General features: G+C 72.5%; 19 protein-coding genes and 1 tRNA gene. 11 read left to right on the plus strand and 9 right to left on the minus strand.

The features are described from left to right. Nucleotides 1–40: 40 nt before the first annotated feature. Nucleotides 41–1,672, minus strand: a complete 1,632-nt coding sequence (locus ACF09E_RS07480; RefSeq protein ID WP_392204297.1) for a beta-N-acetylhexosaminidase — start codon at nucleotides 1,670–1,672, stop codon at nucleotides 41–43. A 202-nt stretch (nucleotides 1,673–1,874) separates the two neighbouring features. Between ACF09E_RS07480 and ACF09E_RS07485 the strand changes: the two genes are divergently transcribed. Both ACF09E_RS07485 and glmS read left to right on the plus strand, forming a co-directional pair. After that, nucleotides 1,875–2,150 carry a hypothetical protein gene (locus tag ACF09E_RS07485; protein ID WP_361852065.1) on the plus strand — a complete coding sequence of 92 codons (276 nt, stop codon included), beginning with the start codon at nucleotides 1,875–1,877 and terminating at the stop codon, nucleotides 2,148–2,150. Between the two features lie 53 nt (nucleotides 2,151–2,203). Continuing rightward, nucleotides 2,204–4,021, plus strand: coding sequence for a glutamine--fructose-6-phosphate transaminase (isomerizing) (gene glmS / locus ACF09E_RS07490; RefSeq protein ID WP_229313884.1), 1,818 nt, complete (start codon nucleotides 2,204–2,206; stop codon nucleotides 4,019–4,021). A gap of 140 nt (nucleotides 4,022–4,161) precedes the next feature. On the opposite strand, the gene ACF09E_RS07495 is transcribed toward glmS, so the two are convergent. Continuing rightward, nucleotides 4,162–4,725: a GPR1/FUN34/YaaH family transporter gene (locus ACF09E_RS07495; protein WP_388798490.1), complete on the minus strand. Its 564-nt coding sequence runs from the start codon at nucleotides 4,723–4,725 to the stop codon at nucleotides 4,162–4,164. A gap of 215 nt (nucleotides 4,726–4,940) precedes the next feature. Beyond that, nucleotides 4,941–5,462 (minus strand): universal stress protein, encoded by a 522-nt coding sequence (locus ACF09E_RS07500; RefSeq protein WP_055643330.1) that lies wholly within the window; start codon nucleotides 5,460–5,462, stop codon nucleotides 4,941–4,943. Nucleotides 5,463–5,804: 342 nt separating this feature from the next. Here ACF09E_RS07500 and ACF09E_RS07505 point away from each other — a divergent pair, with 342 nt between their 5' ends. The 7 genes from ACF09E_RS07505 (at nucleotide 5,805) to ACF09E_RS07535 (ending at nucleotide 14,209) form a co-directional block, all read left to right on the plus strand. Next, the gene (locus ACF09E_RS07505; protein WP_392204298.1) at nucleotides 5,805–6,284 is read left to right on the plus strand and encodes a hypothetical protein; all 480 of its coding nucleotides are present in this window, start codon (nucleotides 5,805–5,807) and stop codon (nucleotides 6,282–6,284) included. A gap of 442 nt (nucleotides 6,285–6,726) precedes the next feature. Next, entirely contained in the window at nucleotides 6,727–7,896 is a 1,170-nt protein-coding gene (locus ACF09E_RS07510; RefSeq protein ID WP_392204299.1) for a helix-turn-helix domain-containing protein, read from the plus strand. Between the two features lie 195 nt (nucleotides 7,897–8,091). Next, nucleotides 8,092–8,694 (plus strand): oligoribonuclease, encoded by a 603-nt coding sequence (gene orn, locus ACF09E_RS07515; RefSeq protein ID WP_361860367.1) that lies wholly within the window; start codon nucleotides 8,092–8,094, stop codon nucleotides 8,692–8,694. 117 nt (nucleotides 8,695–8,811) lie between these two features. Beyond that, nucleotides 8,812–8,884, plus strand: a tRNA-His gene (locus tag ACF09E_RS07520). Between the two features lie 242 nt (nucleotides 8,885–9,126). Beyond that, complete coding sequence (gene aspT, locus ACF09E_RS07525) at nucleotides 9,127–10,809, plus strand: aspartate-alanine antiporter (RefSeq protein ID WP_392204300.1); 1,683 nt, start codon at nucleotides 9,127–9,129, stop codon at nucleotides 10,807–10,809. A 7-nt stretch (nucleotides 10,810–10,816) separates the two neighbouring features. Next, nucleotides 10,817–12,520 (plus strand): aspartate-alanine antiporter, encoded by a 1,704-nt coding sequence (gene aspT / locus ACF09E_RS07530; protein WP_392204301.1) that lies wholly within the window; start codon nucleotides 10,817–10,819, stop codon nucleotides 12,518–12,520. A gap of 39 nt (nucleotides 12,521–12,559) precedes the next feature. Then, nucleotides 12,560–14,209, plus strand: a complete 1,650-nt coding sequence (locus tag ACF09E_RS07535) for a bifunctional aspartate transaminase/aspartate 4-decarboxylase (protein ID WP_392204302.1) — start codon at nucleotides 12,560–12,562, stop codon at nucleotides 14,207–14,209. A gap of 113 nt (nucleotides 14,210–14,322) precedes the next feature. Here the strand turns inward: ACF09E_RS07535 and ACF09E_RS07540 are convergent, their stop codons facing one another. The 3 genes from ACF09E_RS07540 to ACF09E_RS07550 all read right to left on the minus strand — a co-directional run bounded on the left by ACF09E_RS07540 (nucleotide 14,323) and on the right by ACF09E_RS07550 (nucleotide 18,101). Further along, the gene (locus tag ACF09E_RS07540; protein ID WP_392204303.1) at nucleotides 14,323–15,834 is read right to left on the minus strand and encodes a cellulose binding domain-containing protein; all 1,512 of its coding nucleotides are present in this window, start codon (nucleotides 15,832–15,834) and stop codon (nucleotides 14,323–14,325) included. Between the two features lie 162 nt (nucleotides 15,835–15,996). Next, nucleotides 15,997–17,403 carry a sensor histidine kinase gene (locus ACF09E_RS07545; protein ID WP_392204304.1) on the minus strand — a complete coding sequence of 469 codons (1,407 nt, stop codon included), beginning with the start codon at nucleotides 17,401–17,403 and terminating at the stop codon, nucleotides 15,997–15,999. Next, nucleotides 17,400–18,101 (minus strand): response regulator transcription factor, encoded by a 702-nt coding sequence (locus ACF09E_RS07550; RefSeq protein WP_361853081.1) that lies wholly within the window; start codon nucleotides 18,099–18,101, stop codon nucleotides 17,400–17,402. Before ACF09E_RS07550 ends, ACF09E_RS07545 begins: the two co-directional genes overlap by 4 nt. A 78-nt stretch (nucleotides 18,102–18,179) precedes the next feature. Between ACF09E_RS07550 and ACF09E_RS07555 the strand changes: the two genes are divergently transcribed. After that, a complete protein-coding gene (locus tag ACF09E_RS07555; protein ID WP_392204305.1) occupies nucleotides 18,180–18,761 on the plus strand; it encodes a hypothetical protein in 582 nt (193 codons plus the stop codon). A gap of 16 nt (nucleotides 18,762–18,777) precedes the next feature. On the opposite strand, the gene ACF09E_RS07560 is transcribed toward ACF09E_RS07555, so the two are convergent. Together ACF09E_RS07560 and ACF09E_RS07565 are read right to left on the minus strand one after the other, a co-directional pair. After that, the gene (locus ACF09E_RS07560; protein WP_392204306.1) at nucleotides 18,778–19,641 is read right to left on the minus strand and encodes a spermidine synthase; all 864 of its coding nucleotides are present in this window, start codon (nucleotides 19,639–19,641) and stop codon (nucleotides 18,778–18,780) included. A gap of 72 nt (nucleotides 19,642–19,713) precedes the next feature. Continuing rightward, entirely contained in the window at nucleotides 19,714–20,199 is a 486-nt protein-coding gene (locus tag ACF09E_RS07565) for a hypothetical protein (protein ID WP_392204307.1), read from the minus strand. Nucleotides 20,200–20,422: 223 nt separating this feature from the next. Between ACF09E_RS07565 and ACF09E_RS07570 the strand changes: the two genes are divergently transcribed. After that, a complete protein-coding gene (locus tag ACF09E_RS07570) occupies nucleotides 20,423–21,709 on the plus strand; it encodes a tetratricopeptide repeat protein (protein WP_392204308.1) in 1,287 nt (428 codons plus the stop codon). Nucleotides 21,710–21,756: 47 nt separating this feature from the next. On the opposite strand, the gene ACF09E_RS07575 is transcribed toward ACF09E_RS07570, so the two are convergent. Then, nucleotides 21,757–22,350 carry a histidine phosphatase family protein gene (locus ACF09E_RS07575; protein ID WP_392204309.1) on the minus strand — a complete coding sequence of 198 codons (594 nt, stop codon included), beginning with the start codon at nucleotides 22,348–22,350 and terminating at the stop codon, nucleotides 21,757–21,759. Nucleotides 22,351–22,440: the final 90 nt, after the last annotated feature.

A 22,440-nucleotide genomic window follows, 5' to 3' on the forward strand; every position in this document is an offset into this window, starting at 1 on the left:
AGTACGGTCCTCCGGCGGGGCTCGCATCTCCGTGTACGGGCTACTCCGCCGGCCAGGGCACCTCGGGCGAGCGGTAGTAGTCGATGCCGAGGGCGTCGAACCGGGGGGCCTGTTCCGCCAGGCGGACCTTGTAGGTGTCCCAGTCGTGGGTGGCCGCCGGCGACCAGCCCAGTTCCGCCAGGCCCGGGAGGCGCGGGAAGGCCATGACGTCCAGGTCGTCCGTGGTGGCCAGGGTCTCCGTCCACAGCGGGGCCTCGATGCCCCGGACGGAGTCCGCGGGGGCGCCCGCGAGGTAGCCGGCCGGGTTCCAGTCGTAGGACCTGCGGACCTCCACGTAGCCCGCCCAGGCGAGGCCGAGCTTGGTGTCCGCGGTGTACTTCATGTCGAGGTAGGAGCGGTCGGCCGGGGAGAGGATCAGGCCGGCGCCGTTGCGCGCGGCGGCCGCCACCCGCTCCTTCTCCGCGGCGGGGGTGCGGTCGAGGCCCCAGTACTGGACGAGGGCGCCCTCCGCCGGGGTGGTGCCGGTCAGCTGGTGCCAGCCGACGACCTTCTTGCCGTACTTGGCCACGACCGGCTGGACCTTGTCCATGAAGGTCACGTAGTCCGCGTGGCTGGTGGAGTGCGCCTCGTCGCCGCCGATGTGGATGTACCGGCCGGGGGTGAGGGCGGCGATCTCGCGGATCACGTCGTCGACGAAGTCGTACGTGACGGGCTTGGGCACGCACAGGGAGCTGAAGCCGACCTTGATGCCGGTGTAGAGCTCCGGTGCCACGCCGTCGCAGTTGAGCTCGGCGTAGGAGGCGAGGGCGGCGTTGGTGTGGCCGGGGAGGTCGATCTCGGGGATGACCTCCTGGTAGCGGGAGGCGGCGTACTCGACGATCTCCCGGTACTGCGCCTTGGTGTAGAAGCCGCCCGGGCCGCCGCCGACCTCGGTGGAGCCGCCGTGGGTGGTGAGGCGGGGCCAGGAGTCGACGGCGATGCGCCAGCCCTGGTCGTCGGAGAGGTGCAGGTGGAGGGTGTTGACCTTGTAGAGCGCGAGCTGGTCGATGTACCGCTTCACCTCGTCGACGGTGAAGAAGTGCCGGGAGACGTCGAGCATGGCGCCCCGGTAGGCGTAGCGCGGGGTGTCGGTGATCGTGCCGCCGGCGATCTTCCAGGGCCCGTTCTGGACGCTCTTGCGCTCGACGGCGGAGGGCAGCTGCTGGCGCAGGGTCTGGACGCCGCGGAAGAGCCCGGCGGGTGCGCGGGCGGTGAGGGTGACGCCGTCGGGGGCGGAGTGGAGCCGGTAGCCCTCGTCGCCGAGCTCGGTGTCGCCCGGGCTGAGGCGGAGCCGGATGCCGCCGCGGGCGGCCTGGTCGTCGACGACGGGCAGCGGGAAGCCGGTGGCGGGGCGGAGCAGCCCGGCGAGGTAGCGGGCGAGGTCGCGGGTCTCGCGGTGGGTGCCGTCGGCGCCGATGCGGGTGGTCCGGGAGAGGGCGAAGGGCTCGCCCTCGGGGGCGACGGAGGCGGGTACGGGCACGATCCGGCCGAGCGGGCGGACCTCGGGCTCGGCGGCCACTGCGTTCTTCCCGTCCGCCGTGCCGTCGGCGGCGGCCTCCCCGCAGCCGACGCCGGCGGCGGCGACCAGGAGCAGGGATCCGATCAGGCGCGGAATCCTCAGGCGCTGTGTCAAGGCTGGTCCCCTTCGGGCGTTGGATCAGTCGTCGGACGCGTCTGTCGAGTTCTATATCCGCACCGCCCCCATGCGTACCGCCGGGGCCCTCCACCGTCAAGGTCTGGACCAAGGGACCCGAAAAGGGGGTGGATCATGAAGGTCCTGCCCGATATCGGGCAGGATTCTTGCGGATGCCGTCGCCACACCTCAGTATTCATGGGTGCTCGAACGCCGCCCGTCGCACGACGACCTCATCGACCACCTGGTCCGCAGCACCGCGCTCCAGCGCGGTGAGGCCGCCCGGGTGATCCTCGACGTGCTGGCGTACTTCGACGAGACGACCGAGGAGTTCGTCCGCCGCCGACACCGCGAACTGCAGTCCGGCGGGGCCGTGAACACCGAGATCTTCGAACGGATCTCGGCGGAACTGCCCCACCGGGCCGTGGCGCCGCCGGAGCTCTCGCTCCGCCAGCTGCGCCGCATCGTCTACGGCTGATCCCGCGAGCGGGCACGCGGACACACTCACCAACCTGGAGGGGTTTCACCTTTATGTGCGGAATTGTCGGTTACATCGGAAAGCGCGACGTCGCCCCCCTGCTCCTTGAGGGCCTGGCGCGTCTGGAGTACCGGGGATACGACTCGGCCGGCATGGTCGTCACCAGCCCGAAGGCCTCCGGCCTGAAGATGGTGAAGGCCAAGGGCCGCGTGCGCGACCTGGAGGCCCGGGTCCCCAAGCGCTTCACCGGTACCACCGGCATCGCCCACACCCGCTGGGCCACTCACGGCGCGCCGAGCGACATCAACTCGCACCCGCACATGGACCCCGAGAACAAGGTCGCGGTCGTCCACAACGGCATCGTCGACAACGCCCAGGAGCTCCGCGCCAAGCTGGAGGCCGACGGCGTCGTCTTCGCCTCCGAGACGGACACCGAGGTCATCACCCACCTCATCGCCCGCTCCCAGGCCACCACCCTGGAGGAGAAGGTCCGCGAGGCGCTCAAGGTCATCGAGGGCACCTACGGCATCGCCGTGATGCACGCCGACTTCAACGACCGCATCGTCGTGGCCCGCAACGGCTCGCCGGTCATCCTCGGCATCGGCGAGAAGGAGATGCTCGTCGCCTCCGACGTCGCCGCGCTGATCGCCCACACCCGCCAGGTCGTCACCCTCGACGACGGCGAGATGGCCACCCTCAAGGCCGACGACTTCCGCACCTACACGACCTCGGGCGCGACCACCACCGCCACCCCGGAGACCGTGGAGTGGGAGGCCGCCTCGTACGACATGGGCGGCCACGACACCTTCATGCACAAGGAGATCTCCGAGCAGCCCGACGCGGTCGACCGCGTGCTGCGCGGCCGGATCGACGACCGCTTCTCCACCGTGCACCTGGGCGGCCTGAACCTGGACCCGCGCGAGGCCCGCACCATCCGCCGCATCAAGATCCTCGGCTGCGGCACCTCGTACCACGCCGGCCTCATCGGCGCCGGGCTCATCGAGTCCATGGCCCGCATCCCCGCGGACGCCGAGCCGGCCTCGGAGTTCCGCTACCGCAACCCGGTCGTGGACCCCGACACCCTTTACATCGCCGTCTCCCAGTCCGGTGAGACCTACGACGTGCTCGCCGCCGTCCAGGAGCTCAAGCGCAAGGGCGCCCGCGTCCTCGGCGTGGTCAACGTGGTGGGCTCCGCCATCGCCCGCGAGGCCGACGGCGGCGTGTACGTGCACGCCGGCCCCGAGGTCTGCGTCGTCTCCACCAAGTGCTTCACCAACACGGTCACCGCCTTCGCGCTGCTCGCCCTGCACCTGGGCCGCATCCGCGACCTGTCCGTCACCGACGGCAAGCGGATCATCGAGGGCCTGCGCAAGCTGCCCGCGCAGATCCAGGAGATCCTGGAGACCGAGGACGAGATCAAGAAGATCGCCGCGGAGTACGCCGGCGCCCAGTCGATGATGTTCATCGGCCGCGTCCGGGGCTACCCGGTGGCCCTGGAGGCCTCCCTCAAGCTCAAGGAGATCTCCTACATCCACGCCGAGGCCTACCCGGCCTCCGAGCTCAAGCACGGCCCGCTCGCCCTCATCGAGCCGGCCCTGCCGACGGTCGCGATCGTCCCCGACGACGACCTGCTGGAGAAGAACCGCGCCGCCCTCGAGGAGATCAAGGCCCGCAGCGGCCGCATCCTCGCGGTCGCGCACCAGCCGCAGGCCAAGGCCGACCACACCATCGTCGTGCCGAAGAACGAGGACGAGCTGGACCCGATCCTGATGGGCATCCCGCTCCAGCTCCTCGCCTACCACACGGCGCTCGCCATGGGCCGCGACATCGACAAGCCGCGCAACCTGGCCAAGTCCGTCACGGTCGAGTAGCAGCGTCTCGGGGCCTGTCCCCCCGAGCCTCGCCGCCGGGCCTGTCCCCCGGCGGTTCGACCGGACACGAAGCGGTCCCCCGTGCATCCCAGGTGCACGGGGGACCGCTTCTCTTCGTCCCGCTGCCGTACGTCCCGCCGTCAGCTCGCCGTGGCCGCGCCGCGGTTCGCCCGGCCGAGCGCGGTCGGCCAGCCGGCGACCGCCGCCGTGGCGCCGTACCAGGCGGCCAGACCGGCGACCGCCGCCACCCAGCCGCCGGCCTTCGCGAGCCCGCCGTTGTCGGCGAGCGCCCCGATGCCGAGCAGCAGGAGCGCGACGAAGAGCAGCCCGTAGACGCCCTGCCCGAACAGCCCGCCGCCCGAGGCGGCCAGCGTCAGCGTGAGCGCCAGGAGCGCCCACAGGAGCAGGAAGACGCCCACCGCGTCGGCGGACGCGCCGCCGCCGGCAGCGGTGCCCCAGGTGAACCAGAAGGCGCCGAGCGCCGCGAACGCCGTGCCGTCGCCCTTGTCGCCCGCGCGGAGGGCGAGCAGACCGACGAGGAAGAGCGTCACCCCGCCGACCCAGGTGGCGAGGCCCGCGGCATCCGTTGCCGCGACGTTGTCGATGATCCCCGTCCCGCCCAGGCCGAAGGCCAGCAGGGTCAGTCCGAGTGCGAGGTGGCCGAGAGTGGAGGTGGTGTTTCCCGCGGCGACGTCGTTGTCCACGGCGGGCTCCCTTCAGATGCGCAGGTGTCCTGCGTGAGCTGCTGTGTTCCGGTGACGCTTATGTACCCTTCACAAGCACACAATTCACCTGAGGAAGGCCGAATTTATGTCGCGATGACGTCAGTTGGGAGAGTCATCCCACGGGTCGCGCGGAACGGGCGGGAGAACAGGGGTGGTTGTGGCCGCGGACCGGGGCGCGGAAGCCCTCGTCCGCCCTACGGGATGACGATGACGGGCCGCTGGGCGCGGCGGGCGAGCCGGCCGGCCACCGAGCCGAAGATCCGGCCGACGATCCCGTGCGTGGAGCCGACCACGATCGCGTCGGCGGAGTACTCCCGGCCGACCTCCTCCAGCTCGTGGCAGATGTCGCCACCGCGCTCGACGAGGATCCAGGGCACCTCGGAGAGGTGCTCGGCGCAGGCCAGCTCCAGGCCGAGGACCTCGGTCCGGTGGTCGGGCACGTCGACGAAGACGGGGGGCTCGCAGCCGGCCCACACCGTGGTGGGCAGCCGGTTGGCCACGTGCACGATGATCAGGCCCGAGCCGGAGCGGCGGGCCATGCCGATGGCGTACGCGAGGGCGCGCTCACTGGACATGGAGCCGTCGAAGCCGACGACGACGCCGTGCCGGAAGGCCGGGTCGCAGGCGTGACGTGGCTGTTCGACCGCGAGGGGGTCGACCGTGGAGTCGGCGACGCGCTTGCGGTCCGCGGGTTCGGGGAATTCGTGACCGGCCATCGGTGTCTCGGCGAAGAGGGTCCTCGTGGGAAGGGACGGGAAACGGAGGGGCGGAACAACGGGTGGCGGCGGAGCTGTGTCCGGGAATCATCTTCCCAAGCCCATACCCCCAAGGGTACGGCGACACTCCTCTCCTGCCCAGAGCCCGCCGCGTCACTCCCCGGCGTGACCCCGCTCGCGCGCGGCGTCCCAGGGAGCATGCACGAGGGTCTCGGGATCTGGCAATGCCGGTTGTGCCCTACAGGTGTCCGTACAGGGGCCAAACGGACGTCGCCGAGAGTGACCGTAACGTTCCGCTTCTCGTTGCCACAGGTCCAGCCCACCGTCGCAGGGAGACCGCCCGTGCACGCACCATCGACCGCCGCCGGCCAGACCTCCACCGCCCCCGCCACCCGCACCGCCGCCGTCTCGGGGCCCCGCGGCCGCCGCCGGGCGCCCGTCCTCGGCCCGCTCGCCGGCCACCCGGATCCGGGCGCCGCGACGGGGGCGGGGCCGCGGGCGGGAGGCGGCGCCGGGCCGGCGGGCGGAGCGGACACGGGGCCGTACGGGGGGACGGGGGCGACCACGGGGAGCGACGAGGGGACGGCCCCCGGGTCGGCCGGGGCGGACCAGTCCGGTGACGTCGTCCGCTGGGCGGTCTTCTGCTGCGTCCTGGTCCCGGTGGTCCTGCTGGTCTACGGCAGCTCGCTCGGCGGCGCCACCGGCACCGCGCTGGGCCTCGTCTCGGTGACGGCGGCCTGCCGGGCCCTGCTGCGCCGCTCGGAGCGGGGCATGCGGAGCGAGGGTGTGCGCGGTCGTCGGCGGGGGCAGGACACCCCTTAGCTTTCCGGGGGTGCAAACCCTCCCGAACCGGGGCGCCGATCGGGCCCGGCGCCCGTGGAGTTGACAGGTTCGTACAGGCGAACCCATATGTTTTCAGCCAACTTCCAGCCACCGGCGAGTCCTTGGCGAAACGGTTGCCCAACCCCGGCCCCGACACCCGCGCGAGCCCTGTCCCCACGGCCCGCACCCCCCGCGTACGGGGGCGTTCGCCACCCCGCCCCTGCCGCGGGGCGGCTCCCGGCGGAAGACTTCGCGATCGATCGCTTCACGCCAAGTGGCCTTGTCGACAATCCACCGGATGAAGAACTTGTCACGCCGGCGCCACAGGACACAGTAGATTCGATCATGGGTACCGAAGACTGGGGTCTCGTGCAAAACCGAGGGGAAACGTGCAGGAGCGACACGACCAGGGAGACGCGAACACCGAGGGGGGCTTAGCGTCATGAGCCAGGACTCCACCGCACCGGAGGCCGCACGGAAGCTGACCGGGCGCCGCCGTCGCGAAGTCGTCGCGGTGCTGCTGTTCAGCGGCGGCCCCATCTTCGAGAGCTCCATCCCGCTCTCCGTGTTCGGCATCGACCGGCAGGACGCCGGAGTGCCCCGCTACCGACTGCTCGTCTGTGCGGGCGAGGACGGACCGCTGCGGACCACCGGTGGCCTCGAACTGACCGCGCCGTACGGCCTGGAGGCCATCAGCAGGGCGGGCACCGTCGTCGTCCCGGCCTGGCGGTCGATCACCTCGCCGCCGCCGCCGGAGGCGCTCGAAGCGCTGCGCCGCGCCCACGAGGAGGGCGCACGGATCGTCGGCCTGTGCACCGGGGCGTTCGTCCTGGCCGCGGCCGGCCTGCTCGACGGCCGCCCGGCGACGACGCACTGGATGTACGCGCCGACGCTCGCCAAGCGCTACCCGTCGGTCCACGTGGACCCCCGGGAGCTCTTCGTCGACGACGGGGACGTGCTCACCTCCGCGGGCACGGCGGCCGGAATCGATCTGTGTCTGCACATCGTGCGGACCGACCACGGCACGGAGGCCGCGGGCGCCCTGGCGCGCCGGCTGGTCGTCCCGCCGCGGCGCAGCGGCGGTCAGGAGCGCTACCTCGACAGGTCTTTACCCGAGGAGATCGGCGCCGACCCGCTGGCCGAGGTCGTCGCCTGGGCGCTGGAGCACCTCCACGAGCAGTTCGACGTGGAGACCCTGGCCGCCCGCGCGTACATGTCACGGCGGACCTTCGACCGCCGGTTCCGCTCGCTGACGGGTTCGGCCCCCCTCCAGTGGCTGATCACCCAGCGGGTGCTCCAGGCGCAGCGGCTCCTGGAGACCTCCGACTACTCGGTGGACGAGGTCGCCGGCCGCTGCGGCTTCCGCTCGCCGGTGGCTCTGCGCGGCCACTTCCGGCGGCAGCTCGGCTCCTCGCCGGCGGCCTACCGGGCGGCGTACCGTGCGCGGCGGCCGCAGGGCGAGGCCGCCACGGCCGTGCTCGACCCGGTCGTGCCCGCGCAGGTGGTGGCCGGAATCAGGCGCCCGGTGTCCCCGCTGGACCAGGGGAAGCCGCAGTCGGACGCCTACGCTCCGGGGCGCCCCTCGCTCCCGGGCCAGCGGAGCGCGCCGTGAGCGGCGCTCCGTAAGAAGGAGACCGTCGCCGCCACAAGCGGCGCGACGCGGGAACGACGGGCCCCCGGGAACATCCTCCCGGGGGCCCGTCGGCGTCCCGTACCCGCCGCGCGGCGGCCCCGTCGCCCGGGAACGGGCCGGTGCCGGGGCGGCTCGGCCCGCTCCGACCCGGGGAAGAGCCCCTAAGGTGGACGCATGAACGATCGCATGGTGTGGATCGACTGCGAGATGACCGGGCTCTCGCTGACGGACGACGCACTCATCGAGGTGGCCGCACTGGTCACCGACTCGGAACTGAACGTGCTCGGCGACGGGGTGGAGATCGTGATCCGCCCGCCGGACGCGTCCCTGGAGACCATGCCCGAGATCGTGCGCCAGATGCACACGGCCTCGGGGCTGCTCGACGCGCTCGCCGGCGGCACGACGCTCGCCGACGCGGAGGCCCAGGTCCTCGCGTACATCCGCGAGCACGTCAAGGAGCCCGGCAAGGCGCCCCTGTGCGGGAACTCGGTCTCCACGGACCGCGGCTTCCTCGCCCGGGACATGCCCGCCCTGGAGGGCCACCTGCACTACCGGATCGTCGATGTCTCCTCGGTCAAGGAGCTGGCCCGCCGCTGGTACCCGAGGGCGTACTTCAACAGTCCGGAGAAGAACGGCAACCACCGGGCGCTCGCCGACATCCGCGAGTCCATCGCGGAGCTGCGCTACTACCGCGAGGCGGTCTTCGTCCCGCAGCCCGGTCCCGACTCGGAGACCGCGAAGCGGATCGCGGCGCGCCACGTCGTCCCGGCCGAATAACCCCCTCCGCGCAGGGCCGCTCGTGCCCGCAGATCAATGCGGGCGCGAGCACCCTCCAGGACCCTGTAGACTTCTTCTCGGCCGGTCGGGGAAACCCTCGGGAAACCGCCGGTCATGGTGGGTATAGCTCAGATGGTAGAGCACCTGGTTGTGGTCCAGGATGTCGCGGGTTCGAGTCCCGTTACTCACCCTTTCGGGTCAGGCCCCGGTTCCTTGCGAACCGGGGCCTGAGTCATGTCACGGCCCCCCTGCCCATCGGGCCCCGGGCCGGCGCGCCCGTCTCCGCGGGGCCCGGCGTCCGCGCGAGTCGAGCACCTCTCACTAGCTCACTCGTTCGGGTGAGGCGTTGACCACGTTCCGCCGTCACCCTGTTAGCGTCCCCTTATGTCCAATATCCTCACCATTCGCCCTGCTTGGGCGGGGTGAGGGCGGATGGGAGTCCTGCGCGACAACCCCGAACTCGCCCTCTTCCTCTGCCTCTCCGCCGGCTACCTCGTCGGCAAGCTCCGGGTCGGTCCCATCACCCTCGGCGGCATCTGCGGAACCCTGATCGTCTCGCTGCTGCTCGGCGCCTGGACCAAGCTCACCATCTCCGACGACGTGAAGACGATCTTCTTCGCGCTCTTCATCTTCTCGCTCGGCTACATGGCCGGACCCCAGTTCTTCGCGAACCTCAACAAGAAGAGCCTGCGGTTCTTCGCCCTCTGCCTGATCGAGGTCGTCTGCGTCGTCGGCATCGCCCTCGGTCTCGCCGAGGCCTTCGACCTGGACGTCGGCACCGCCGCCGGCATCCTCGCCGGGGCCGCCACCGAGTCCGCCGTCGTCGGCACGGCCACCGAGGCCATCGGCAACCTGTCCGACCTGACCCAGGAGCAGATCACCCAGTACCAGGGCCATGTGGCCACCGCGTACACCGTCTGCTACCTCTTCGGCCTGATCACCATCGTCATCTACACCAGCCAGATCATGCCGATGATGATGCGGATCAACCTCCGCGACGCCTGCCGCGAGCTGTGGGAGAAGATGCGCGGCTCCGGCGGCGGCCTGGAGGACGACGAGCGCGAGGCGCTGCCGGGCATGGTCGGCCGGACGTTCCTGGTCACCCAGGCCGACGGCACCCGGGTCGCCGACCTGGAGCACGCGCTCGGCGGCCGCGTCACCGTGGAGGCGGTGAAGCGGGGCAGCAAGGTCCTCACCCCTCCCCCGCCCGACTTCGAGCTGACGCTCTCCGACCTGGTCCTCACCGTCGGACGCCGCGCCAACATCATCGAGGCGGGCCGGGTCATCGGCCCCGAGACCCCGGCCGTCCCGGGGCTGGACACGCCCCTCGCCACCACCCAGGTCTCACTGACCGACCGCAGCGCGGCGGGCAAGTCCCTGGACACCCTCTCCCGGGAGCACCCGGAGTTCTCCTCCGGCGGGGTGTACGTGACGGACGTGCTCCGCAACGACCAGCACCTGCCCGCGACCCCGGAGACCGTCGTGGCACGGGGCGACGTCCTCACCCTGGTCGGCGCCCGCGCCGGCCTCGGCAAGCTGGCGTCCAAGGTCGGCGCGGTCGTCAGGAACGACGCCACCGACTTCATCTACCTGGGCCTCGGCATCGTCTGCGGCTCGCTCCTCGGGCAGGTCGTCGTCGAGTTCGGCGACGTCCCCATGTCCCTCGGCACCGGCGGCGGCTGCCTGATCTCCGGCCTGCTCTTCGGCTGGTTCCGCTCCCGGACGCAGACCTTCGGCGCCTTCCCTCCGCAGGCCGCCGCCACCCTCAAGGACATGGGCCTGGCGATCTTCATCGCCTGCACGGGCCTGGTCTCGGGCCCGCAGGCCTGGCCGCTGCTCAAGGAGTACGGGGCGCTGCTGCCGTTCGCCGGGATCGCGATGGTCCTGATCCCCGCGACGATCTCGCTCCTCGTCGGCCGCAAGCTCCTGCACATCGAGAAACCGCTGCTCATCGGCGCGATCGCCGGCCAGCAGTGCTCGACCCCGGCCATCACCTCGGTGACCCAGGTCGCCCAGAGCTCCGTACCGATGCTCGGCTACACGATCACGTACACGCTCTCGAACTTCCTCCTGCCCCTGACCGGACCGCTGCTCGTCGGCATTCTCGGAGCGTGAGGAACACATGATCGACTTCCTGAACCGGAACATCTTCCAGCCCCACCCCGAGCTGCTCGTCTTCCTGACCGTCGCGCTCGGCTTCCTCTTCGGCAAGCTCCGCTACAAGGCGATCGCGCTCGGCGCCGTCACCGGCTGCCTGGTGGCCGGCCTGCTCCTCGGCGCCCAGTTCAAGGTCACCATCGACGGCACGGTGAAGAACCTCTTCTTCACGATGTTCCTCTTCGCCCTCGGCTACAAGGTCGGCCCCCAGTTCTTCCGCGGCCTGAAGAAGGACGGCATCCCGCAGGTCGTCAACGCCGTCGTCGTCTGCGTGACCGGGCTCCTCGTGTCCTGGGGCTTCGCCGTGATGCTCGGTTACGGCCCCGGCCTCTCCGCCGGCCTCCTCGGCGGCGCGCTCACCCAGTCCGCGGTCATCGGTGTCGCCCAGGACGCCATCGGCACCCTGCCGGGGCTCTCCGCCGAGCAGGTGAAGACCGAGGAGAACCTCGTCGCGATCGGGTACGCCGTCACCTACCCGCTCGGCACCATCCTCTGCGCGATGCTGCTCGCGAACGTCCTGCCCAAGCTGTACAGGCGGGATCTGGCCGAGGAGTCCGCGCGGATGGCGAAGGAGCTCGACGCCCCCGCCGACGACCCCGACCTGGCCGAGGGCTACTACGAGGTCGTCCTGCGCGCGTACCGGATGGACCGCTCGCCGCTGGTCGGCCGGACCATCGACGACTTCGAGAACCAGCAGAAGCAGCTCGGGCACCGCATCTACATCACCCGGGTCCGGCGCGAGGGCGTGATCCTGGACCACGACCAGCAGACGGTGCTGCGCTCCGGCGACGTGGTCGCCGTCAGCGCCCTGCGCGGCTCGCTCGTCGACTTCGACGCCCGCACCCACATCGGTCCGGAGACCGACGACGTGGAGCTGCTCGGCTACCAGACGGAGACCCTGCACGTCGTCGCCTCGGAGAAGGCCCGGCTCGGCACGTCCATCGCCGACCTGCGCCGCGAGCCGTTCATGGTCGGCGTGTACGTCGACAAGGTCTACCGTTCGGGCGCGGAGTTCCCCTACCGGCTGTCCACGACCCTGGAGCGCGGCGACACGGTGGTCCTCACCGGACCCAAGCGCCTGGTGGACCCGGCCGGCCGGGCGATCGGGAAGCCCGTGCCGACCTCCTTCGCCACCGACATGCTCTGGGTGGGCCTCGGCATCTTCCTGGGCGGCTGCATCGGCATCCCGGCGCTGACCGTGTCGGGGGTGCCGATCTCGCTGTCGACCTCGGGCGGCGCGCTGATCATGGGTCTGGTCTTCGGCTGGATCCGCGGCAAGTACCCGACGTACGGCAACGTGCCGCCGGGCGCCCAGTGGTTCATGGACACCCTCGGCCTCTGCCTCTTCGTCGCGGTCGTCGGCATCAACGCCGGCCCCAGCTTCACCAGCGGCCTCTCGACGGCCGGCTGGGGGCTGCTCGTCTGGGGCGCGGTGGCGACGGTGCTGCCGCTGCTGGTGGGCTTCGGCGTCGGCCACTACATCCAGAAGATCCGCTTCCCGATCCTGATGGGCGTCCTGGCCGGCGGCCAGACGACGACCGCGGCGATCGGCGCGATCAACGAGCAGTCCCGGTCCCAGATCCCCACGCTCGGCTACACGATCCCCTACGCGGTGGGCAACGTCCTGCTGACCATCTGGGGTGCCGTGATCGTCATCCTCAACCACTGAGCCGACCTCCCGCCCCCTCTCGCACCTAAGGAAGTCACCGTGCCCAGGACCACCTTCACCCGCGAGGAGATCCAGTCCTTCGCGCAGCTCTCGCCGTTCGAGCTGAAGGACAAGTTCATCAGGCTCGCGCAGGCCGCCCAGGCCGACCAGCCCGGCCAGAAGGACAAGTCGCAGACCCAGATGCTCAACGCGGGCCGCGGCAACCCGAACTGGGTCGCCACCGGCCCCCGCGAGGCCTTCCTCGCCCTCGGCCACTTCGCGCTCTCCGAGTCGCGCCGCGTCTGGACCGCCGACGACCTGGGCGGCATGCCGGAGCTCCCGGGCTCCGGCGACCGCTTCGACGCCTTCGTGCGGCGGCACCCGGACCTGCCCGGCATCGAGCTGCTGCAGAGCTGCGTGGAGTACGCGATCGAGCGCTTCGGCTTCGGCAAGGACGCGTTCGTGCACGAGCTGACCGACAGCTCGATCGGCGACAACTACCCGGTGCCGGACCGGATGCTGCCGCACGCCGAGCGGATCGTCCGCGGCTACCTCGACGACGAGATGTTCGGCAAGCGGCCGCCCGCCGGGACCATGTCGCTGTTCGCGACCGAGGGCGGCACCGCCGCCATGTGCTACATCTTCGACTCCCTCATGAAGAACGGGATCCTGCGGAAGGGCGACCGGATCGCCCTGATGGTGCCGGTCTTCACCCCGTACATCGAGATCCCCGAGCTCGACACGTACGACTTCGACGTCGTGACGGTCAACGCGAGCCTGTTCACCGAGACGGGGGTCCGCGAGTGGCGCTACCCGGCCGAGGAGGTCGCCAAGCTCGCCGACCCCTCGGTGAAGATGGTCTGCCTGGTGAACCCCTCGAACCCGCCGTCGCTCGCGCTGAGCGACCGGGTCGCGAGCCAGATCCAGGAGATCGTCGCCACCAGCAACCCGAACCTGCTGGTGGTCACGGACGACGTGTACGGCACCTTCGTCGAGGGCTTCCGCTCGATCGCCGCGGACCTGCCCCGCAACACGCTGCTCGTCTACTCGTACTCCAAGCACTACGGCTGCACCGGGCACCGGCTCGGCGTCATCGGCCTCCACGACGACAACGTCCTCGACGAGATGCTGGCGAACCTGCCGGCGGCGGAGAAGGAGCTCCTGAACAAGCGGTACGGGACGCTGTCCCTGGAGCCGGAGCGGATCCGGTTCATCGACCGTCTGGTCGCCGACTCCCGCCAGGTCGCCCTCAACCACACGGCGGGCCTCTCGCTCCCCCAGCAGGTCATGATGGTGCTGTTCTCGCTGTTCGACCTGCTGCCCGAGGGCCAGGCCTACAAGGAGAGGATCCGCGGCATCGTCCGGCAGCGCCTCGACCTGCTCCTCGAAGGCGCCCAGATGAAGATCGCCGAGGACGTGAAGCGGGCCGGCTACTACGTGGAGCTCGACCTGCTCGCCGAGGCCGAGCGGGTGCACGGGAAGAAGTTCGCGGACTTCCTGGAGAAGAACTACGAGCCGGTCGACCCGCTGTTCCGCCTCGCCGAGCAGACCGGCGTCGTCCTCCTCAACGGCGGCGGCTTCGACGGCCCCGAGTGGTCGGTCCGGGTGTCGCTCGCCAACCTCGACGACCTGGACTACCTGAAGATCGGCCATCACCTGCGGGCGATCTTCAACGACTACGCGGAGGAGTGGCGGGCCGCCGGGGCCTGACGGCCGCGGACACGGGGGTGCGCGCCCCGGCCGGGAGGTGGGGTGTCTCCGGCCGGGGCGCGCGGTGTGGGGGGCGCAGTGGTTCCTGGGGGCGGACCGGCGGGTCCGGGGGGCTACTTGTAGGCGGCGAAGGCCTTCGTGAAGGCCAGCGGCTGCTGGAGGATCGAGGAGCAGGTGGCGTCGGCGCGGTTCACGGCGCCGTCCGGGCACTGCTTGTCCCGGGTCGAGGACCACATCGAGAGCCAGCCGATGCCCTTGGACTTCGCGAAGTCGACGAGCTGGGTGGCGTCGTCGACCCTGAAGACCTCGCTCACGACGTCGTTGACGCCGATCATCGGGGTGACGGCGACGGCCTTCCAGGCGGCCGCGTCGGAGAGCCCGAGGACGCCCTTGATCTGCGCCTGGGTCGCGGTCGCGGCCTGGACGGCGTACGTGCCCATGTCGGCGCTGTAGGCCGGTCCGTAGTCCATCGCCATGATGTTGACGGCGTCGATGCGGACGCCGTTGCGGCGGGCGTCGGCCAGCAGGTCGACGCCCGGCTGGGTCAGGCCCTCGGGCATGACCGGCAGGGTGAAGGACACGTTGAGGCCGGGGTGGGACTTCTGGAGCTGGGCGATGGCCTGCGAGCGGCGGGTGTTGGCGGCGGTGTCCGGGAGCGCGGCGCCCTCGACGTCGAAGTCGACCTTGGTCAGCCGGTACTGGTCGACGACCTTGCCGTAGGCGGCGGCCAGCGCCGAGGCGGAGGAGCAGTTGAGGGCCAGCTCGTGCCCGGCGGCGCCGCCGAAGGAGACCCGGACGTCGCCGCCCTTGGCGCGCAGGGCGCCGATCTGGGCGGCGACCCGGTCGTTCGCCAGGTCGGTGACGCCGCCCCACAGTGGGGCGCAGGTGCCGCCGGAGGTGATGAAGGCGAGGTTGAACTCCTTCACGCCGGTGGCGTCGGCGGTGGCGATCAGGTCGTACGCCGGGTAGAGCGAGGTGTCGACGTAGGGCGCGTAGCGGGCGGCGGTGGCGGGCGCGCCGGTCGCGGTCGCGGTGGGCGTCGGGGTGGGGGGCGCCGTGGGCTTGGGGGGCGCCGTGGTCGCGGTGGCCGTGGGCCGGGGGCTCGTGGTGGCCGTGGCGGTCGGCTTCGGCGTCGCCGTGGGCGCGGGGGCGGTCGTGGTGGGGCGGCCGCTGGGGGTGGGGGCGGGGCCTCCGGCGGAGCAGGCCGCCCGGTTGATGAGGCAGCCGGCGGGGTCGCCGGCCTGTCCGGCGGAGCCGGTGGTGAAGCCGACGGTGACGGACGCGCCGGGCGCCAGCCGCTTGTTCCAGTCGGCGGGCTTCACGGTGACGTGGCGCCCGGAGACGGTGTGCTCGCCGTTCCAGAGGGAGCCGAGGGTGGTCCCGGCGGGGAGGTCGAACTCCAGGGTCCAGTCGGTCTGGACGGCGGAGGTCTCGTTGGTGACGACGTACTGGCCGGTGTAGCCGCCGGTCCAGGAGCTGGTCCTGGTGTAGGCGGCGCCGACCGAGGCGGCCTGGGCCGTACCGGTGAGCGCGAAGGCGGCCCCGCCGACGACGGCCGCGGCGACGACCGCTCCGACGGCCTTGGTCCTGGCGCTCGCCCTGCGCCGGTGCGAACTGGTGCCCATCGCGTGCCTGCCTCTGTGTGCCGGGGGTGGTGAGGGGGTGCGGCAGCACGCTAGCGACCGGGAAGGGGACAAACCGGCGTCCGGGGACACGGGTGGGGATCCTTAGGGTCCCTTTAAGGAAGGCATCGGGACCACGAAAGGTTGGCGGGCGGGCCGGGGCGGTCAGCCCTCGGCGGCCCGCCGGGAGCCGCCGCCGCGTCGGCGGCGGGCGGGCCGGTGGCCGCGGCGGCCGGCCGTGCCGCCCGTGCCGCGGCCGTCGAGGCCGATCCAGATCCGGACCTCCGTGCCGCCGAGGACCGAGTGCCCGAGGCGGACGTCGCCGCCGGTGGTCTCCGCCATCCGCCGCACGATGTCCAGGCCGAGGCCGGTGGAGCCGTCCCTGGAACCGCTGTTGCCCCGGGCGAGCGCGGCGGCCGGGTCGGCGATGCCGGGGCCCGCGTCGGAGACGAGGACGATGACGGCGTCCTCGCCGTTGTGGACGTCGAGGGAGAAGGCCGTGCCCTCGGGGGTGTGCCGGAAGACGTTGCCGAGGAGCGCGTCGAGGGCGGCGACGAGTTCGGGGCGGGCGACGGGGATGCGGACCGGTCGGTCGACGCCGGCGACGCGGACCAGGCGCCCCTCGTCCTCGGCGAGCGCCGACCAGAACTCCATCCGCTCGCGGACCACTTCGGCGGCGTCGCAGCCGGCGCCGGGGCCGGTGGCCTGGGTCTGCGGCTTCGCGTCCCGTGCGGTCCGGATGATGATGTCGACCTCGCGCTCCAGCTGCTCGACGGCGGCGCGGGTCTGTTCGGCGGCCGGGCCGGAGCCGAGCGAGGCGGCGTTGAGCCGGAGGACGGTGAGCGGGGTGCGGAGCCGGTGGGAGAGGTCGGCGGCCAGTTCCCGCTCGTTGGCGAGGAGTTGTACGACCTGGTCGGCCATCGAGTTGAACGCGACGGCGGCCGACTTGAGTTCGGGCGGCCCCTCCTCGGGGACGCGGGCGCCGAGTCTGCCCTCGCCGAGGTCGTGGGCGGCGCCCGCGAGCCGCTGGGCGGGCTGGACCATCCGGACGCCGAGGCGGTCGGCCACGGCGACGGAGCCGACGATCAGGGCGATGCCGACGCCGGCCAGGACGAGCCAGGCGGTGGCGACGCCGTTGGACACCTCGCCCTCGGGGACGAAGAGTTCGACGACGGCGACCTGGCCGCTGCTGAGCGCGGTGGGCTGGAGCAGCGCGAATCCCCCGGGGACCTCGGCGATGGACGCCCGGCCGAGCCGGCGGGTGGCGGCGAGCTCGGCCGCGCCGGCCCGCCGGGTGCCGATCTCCAGCCCCGGGTCGCCGGGTTCGGCGGCCGGGACGTGGACGGCGAGCCGTCCGGCGGCCCCGTCCTCGGTGGTGGCGACGGCCTTGTCGAGTTCCTCGCGGTCGGTGGTGATGGCGAGGACGGGGGCGAGGCCGGCGGCCCGCCGTTCGGCGTTGGAGAAGGCCCGGTCGCGGGCCATCTCCTTGACGACGAGCCCGAGGGGTACGGCGAAGGCGACGACGACCATGGCGGTGACGGCGAGCGACACCTTGACGAGCGCCCATCTCACGGCTGCGTCTCCCGGGGCGGCTCCAGCTTCACGCCGACCCCGCGCAGGGTGTGCAGATAGCGGGGCCGGGCGGCCGTTTCACCCAATTTCCGCCGCAGCCATGACAAATGTACGTCGATGGTCTGGTCGTCGCCGTACGACTGCTGCCACACCTCGGCGAGCAGTTCCTTGCGGGGGACGACGACACCGGGCCGCCCGGCGAGGAAGGCCAGCAGGTCGAACTCGCGGCGGGTGAGGTCCAGCGGGCTCCCGTCCAGCTCCGCCTGACGGCGCAGCGGATCGACGGTGAGCCCGCCGACCCGGATCACCCGGGGCGGCGGGGCCTCGCCCGCGGCGGACCGGGCCCGGCGCAGGACGGCCGCCATCCGGGCCGAGAGGTGGTCGACCGAGAAGGGCTTCACGAGGTAGTCGTCGGCGCCCGCGTGGAGGAGCCGGACGATCTCCGCCTCGTCGTCCCGGGCGGTCGCGATGATCACCGGTACATCGGTGATCCCGCGCAGCATCTTGAGCGCCTCCGACCCGTCCAGATCGGGCAGTCCGAGGTCCAGGATGACCACGTCGAACCGGAAATGGGCGACCTCGCGCAGCGCCTCCAGGGCCGTACCGACGCTCCGTACCGTGTGGGAGGCCTCGGAGAGCCGGCGGATGAGGGCGGAGCGCACGAACTGGTCGTCCTCGACCACGAGCACACTTGCCATGGGCCGCACCGTACGCCATTCGGGCGAACGCGCGGCACGGCGCACCCTGCGGCGGGGACCGCGGCGGCGTGGTGCAGTATGGCCCCGATGCGAAGAGGACTCGTTCACGCCCTGGCCTGGTCGCTCGCCACCGGCGCGGCGGTCACGCTCTCCTGGTGGGGAGTGCACACGGTCCTGTCCGGAACGGTGTACGACCCCCCGCGCGCACTGCCCCTCCCGGCCGGCGGCGCGGACGAACCGGCCCCGGTCGGCGGCGATCCGCTGACCTCCTCGACCCGGCGGCCCGAGACCGTCGAGCCCACCGCGGCCGTCACGAGGAGGCCGACGCCCGACGGCACGGGCGCGACCGCCGCGACGCCGTCGGCGACCCCCTCCCGGACGCCGCGGCCCACGACGGAGCCGCCCCCCGCGACGACCGCGCCCTCGACCGGCTCGAACGTGAAGACCTACACGGTGGACGGCGGCCGGGTCACCTTCGACATGGGAGCGGACTCCGCCGAACTGGTCTCGGCGACCCCCGCGTCGGGCTGGCGGATGCAGGTGTGGAAGCAGACGACCTGGATCCGGGTGACGTTCACCGGGGAGGGCCGCGAACTCTCCGTCTTCTGCGTCTGGCACGACACGGCGCCCCGCGTGGAGATCGACGACCGCCGGCTCTGAACCGACGCCCCCGCGGTCAGCGGAAGGCGGACGCGGGCGGTACGGGCGAGGGTTTGGCGCTCGCGTCGGTGACCGGCGCCGCTCCCCCGGCGAAGTCGGCGAGCGCCCTTCCGTGTTCGACCCGGCCCGGGTGCGGGTCGGTGGCCACCCGGCGGGTCAGCTCGGCCACCGGGAGCTCCCGGTCGGAGGCGAGCAGCACCGCGTTGCCGAAGCGCCGGCCGCGCAGCACCGTCGGATCGGCGGCCAGGGCCAGTTCGGGGAAGACGGACGCGGCCGTGGCGATCTGGCCGCGCAGGTGCGTCAGCGGCGGACCGTCGGCCAGGTTCGCGGCGTAGAAGCCGCCGGGCCGCAGCACCCGGCGCACCTCGCCGAGGAACTCGGTGCTGGTCAGGTGGGCGGGGGTGCGGGCGCCGCTGAACACGTCGGCGATGACCAGGTCGGCCCAGCCGTCCTGGACCTTGGCGAGCCCGGCGCGGGCGTCGGTGGAGCGGACCCGGATGCGGGCCCCGGCGTCGAGGGGCAGCTCGCGGCGGACGAGCTGGACGAGGAGGCCGTCGAGTTCGACGATCTGCTGTGTGGAGCGGGGCCGGGTCGCGGCGACGTACCGGGCGAGGGTGAAGGCGCCGCCGCCGAGGTGGACGGCCTGGAGCGGCCGCTGCGGCGGGGCGACGAGGTCGGCGATGTGGCCGAGGCGCCGCTGGTACTCGAAGGTCAGGTGGGCCGGGTCGTCGAGGTCCACGTGGGACTGCGGGGCGCCGTCGATGAGCAGCGTCCACGCGCGGGGGCGCTCCCGGTCGGGTATGAGTTCGGCGAGCCCGCCGTCGACGGTCTCGACGACGGAGGCGGCGGACGCCCGGTCGCGCTGTCTGTTCCTGGCCACAGGGCCATTATCGGGGCATTCGCCCCGGCCCCGCCGCGCGGCCCCCGGGCCCGGCGGCGGCGTCCGCGGGGCTCAGTGGCAGCCGTCCGCCGCCTCGATGAGCCGGGCCGCCTCGCCGAGCGCCTCGCGCAGCACGACGGGGTCGGTGACGGGGTCGGCGTCGCCCGGAGGCAGCAGCCAGCCGGCCGGGCGGGGCGCGTCCCCGGCGGGTTCCGGCAGCTCGGGGAGCTCGGGCAGGCGCAGGCCGCGGCCCGAGGTCCTGGTACACGCGCTGCCGGGCATGTCCCAGCCGGCGGCCGTGCCGGGCGGGACGAGGAAGCCGAGGGTGTCACAGGTGCCGTCGTGGACGACGGGGCCGACGGCCGGGACGGCGCCGCGGCGCAGGATGTCGACGGCCTCCAGGCCCTGCCGGACGGGCACGGTGACCAGGTCCCAGGGCTCCGCGGACTGCGGTGCGCCGGCCTGGAGGGGGGCCCTGTCCTGGGGGGCGGTCCGGGACGCGCGGGCGTCCGGGGCGGGCGCGTGCCGCGTGGCCGACTGGGAACCGATCTCCGACATGGGACCCCTCCTCGCTCCTGAGGAGACACGTTCCGTCTCTCCCATACGGTTCAACGCCCGTGCGCGTCAACGGCTACGGCGCCATGCCGCCGCAAAGGATGGCAGTTCATGGCAGATCGCAGGCGAGATATCCGATTTGTAGCCAAACTCTGTGTGTCCGTCCGGTCACAGCAGGTACGTTCTTGCCGCCGGACCACCCGGCAGCACAGGAGAGGGCTCGGCCATGGCGACGTCACGGGCAGTTCCCAATCTCGCCTTCCGCAGGCTCCGCGGGCAGCATTCGCCGGCGGAGTTCGCCGCGGCTGTCCGGCGGGCGGCGCGGGAGATCGGCGAACAGGTCGCGTGCGACGCCCGCTACATCGGGCGCGTGGAGGCGGGCGAGATCCGTTGCCCCAACTACGCGTACGAGCGGGTCTTCCTGCACATGTTCCCCGGTCTGGATCTGTCGGACCTGGGCTTCTCCGCGCGGGAGACGGTGCGCGGCCGGCGGCAGCCGGTCGCGGCCGGGGCTCCGGCTCCCGCGGTACTCCCGACCCGGAACGATGAGGAGAGCGACGTGCTGCGTCGCGCATTCATGACGAGCGGCTCCGCCACCCTGGCGGCCGCCTCGCTGGGACTCGGCGGCCCCGCCGTCGCGATTCCCTCCCCCCGCGGCACCCACCGGATCGGCGACGCCGAGGTGCGGGCCGTCGAGGACGCCGTACGGCAGATCCGCCTGCTCGACGACCGGCACGGCGCCGACGGGCTCTACAAGGTCGCCGCCCATCCGCTCCGCGCCGCCTACGCGCTGCTCGACACGGGCACCATGACCCGCCGCTCCACCGAGGACCGGCTGCACGCGGGCGCCGGCGAGCTCTCCCTCTCGGTGGGCTGGCTGGCCCACGACTCGGGCCGGCATGAGGACGCCCGCTCGCACTACGCCGAGGCGCTGGCCACCGCGCGCGTGTCGGGGAACGCCGCCCTGGAGGCGCACGCCTTCTGCAACACCTCGTTCCTCGCCCGGGACACCGGCCGGTTCCGCGAGGCGGTCCGGGCCGCGCAGGCCGGCCTGCGGGCCGCGCAGACACTGGACTCGGACCGGCTGCGGTCGCTGCTCTCGCTGCGGGAGGCGGCCGCGTGGGCCGGACTCGGCGACCGGTCGGCCTGCGAGCAGGCCCTCGGCCGCGCCCACGGCTTCTTCGACCGCGGCACGGCCGACGACGACCCCGAGTGGATGTCGTTCTTCGGGGAGCCGGAGCGGGAGGCCCTGGAGGCCCAGTGCTGGTCGGCCCTCGGCGACTGGGGCCGGGCGGCCCGGCACTCCCACCGGGCCGCGGTCCTGCAGAACCCGCACTTCGCGCGGAACCTGGCGCTCTACCGCGCCCACCTCGCCAAGAACCTGGCGCACGCGGGCCGCCCGGACGAGGCGGAGGCGGAGGCGAAACGGGTGGTGGACTCCCTGGAGGGCATCGCCTCGGCGCGGATCCGGGGGATGCTCGTCGACACCCGCCGGGCCCTCGCCGCGTACTGACCGCGTACTGACCGCGGACCGGCCGCCGGCCCCGGCGGCCGGGGCGCCTACTCCAGGTGCCCGGTGTCGTTCCAGCGCTCGACCGCCGGCGCCCCGTACGCCCAGCCGAGGACGGACAGGCTCGTCGGGTCCAGGCGGATGCGGGAGGCGAAGGAGACGTCCTCGCCGAGCCAGCGGGCGCCGATCGACCGCAGGATGTGGCCGTGCGCGAAGACCAGCACGTCGCGGTCGGCCGAGCGGGCCCAGTTCACGATCTCGTCTGCCCGGTCCGACAGCTGCGCCAGCGTCTCACCGTCCGGCACCGCGTCGCGCCAGATGAACCAGCCCGGCCGGATGTCCTGGATCTGCGGCGGGGTCAGCCCCTCGTACGCCCCGTAGTCCCACTCCATCAGCGCGTCCCACGGCTCGGCCCGGTCGCCGAAGCCGGCGAGTTCGCAGGTCTCGCTCGCCCGGACCAGGGGGCTGGTGCGCACCTCCACGCCGGGAAGCCCCTGCCAGGGGCCCCGGTGGAGGCGCTCGCCCAGGAGCTTCGCGCCGCGCCGCCCCTCGTCGAGCAGCGGGATGTCGGTCCTGCCGGTGTGCCGGCCGAGGAGCGACCACTCGGTCTGGCCGTGCCGGGCGAGCAGGATGCGCGGTGCCATGGGAAGGGATCTCCAGAGGTTCACGGTGCGGACGTGCCTCTCCCCATCATCGCCCACGTGGATTCGCGGTGACGTGGGGGCAACCCGCGG

It is taken from the genome of Streptomyces sp. NPDC014891 (genome assembly GCF_043081085.1).
In the GTDB taxonomy this organism is placed as follows: Bacteria; Actinomycetota; Actinomycetes; order Streptomycetales; family Streptomycetaceae; genus Streptomyces.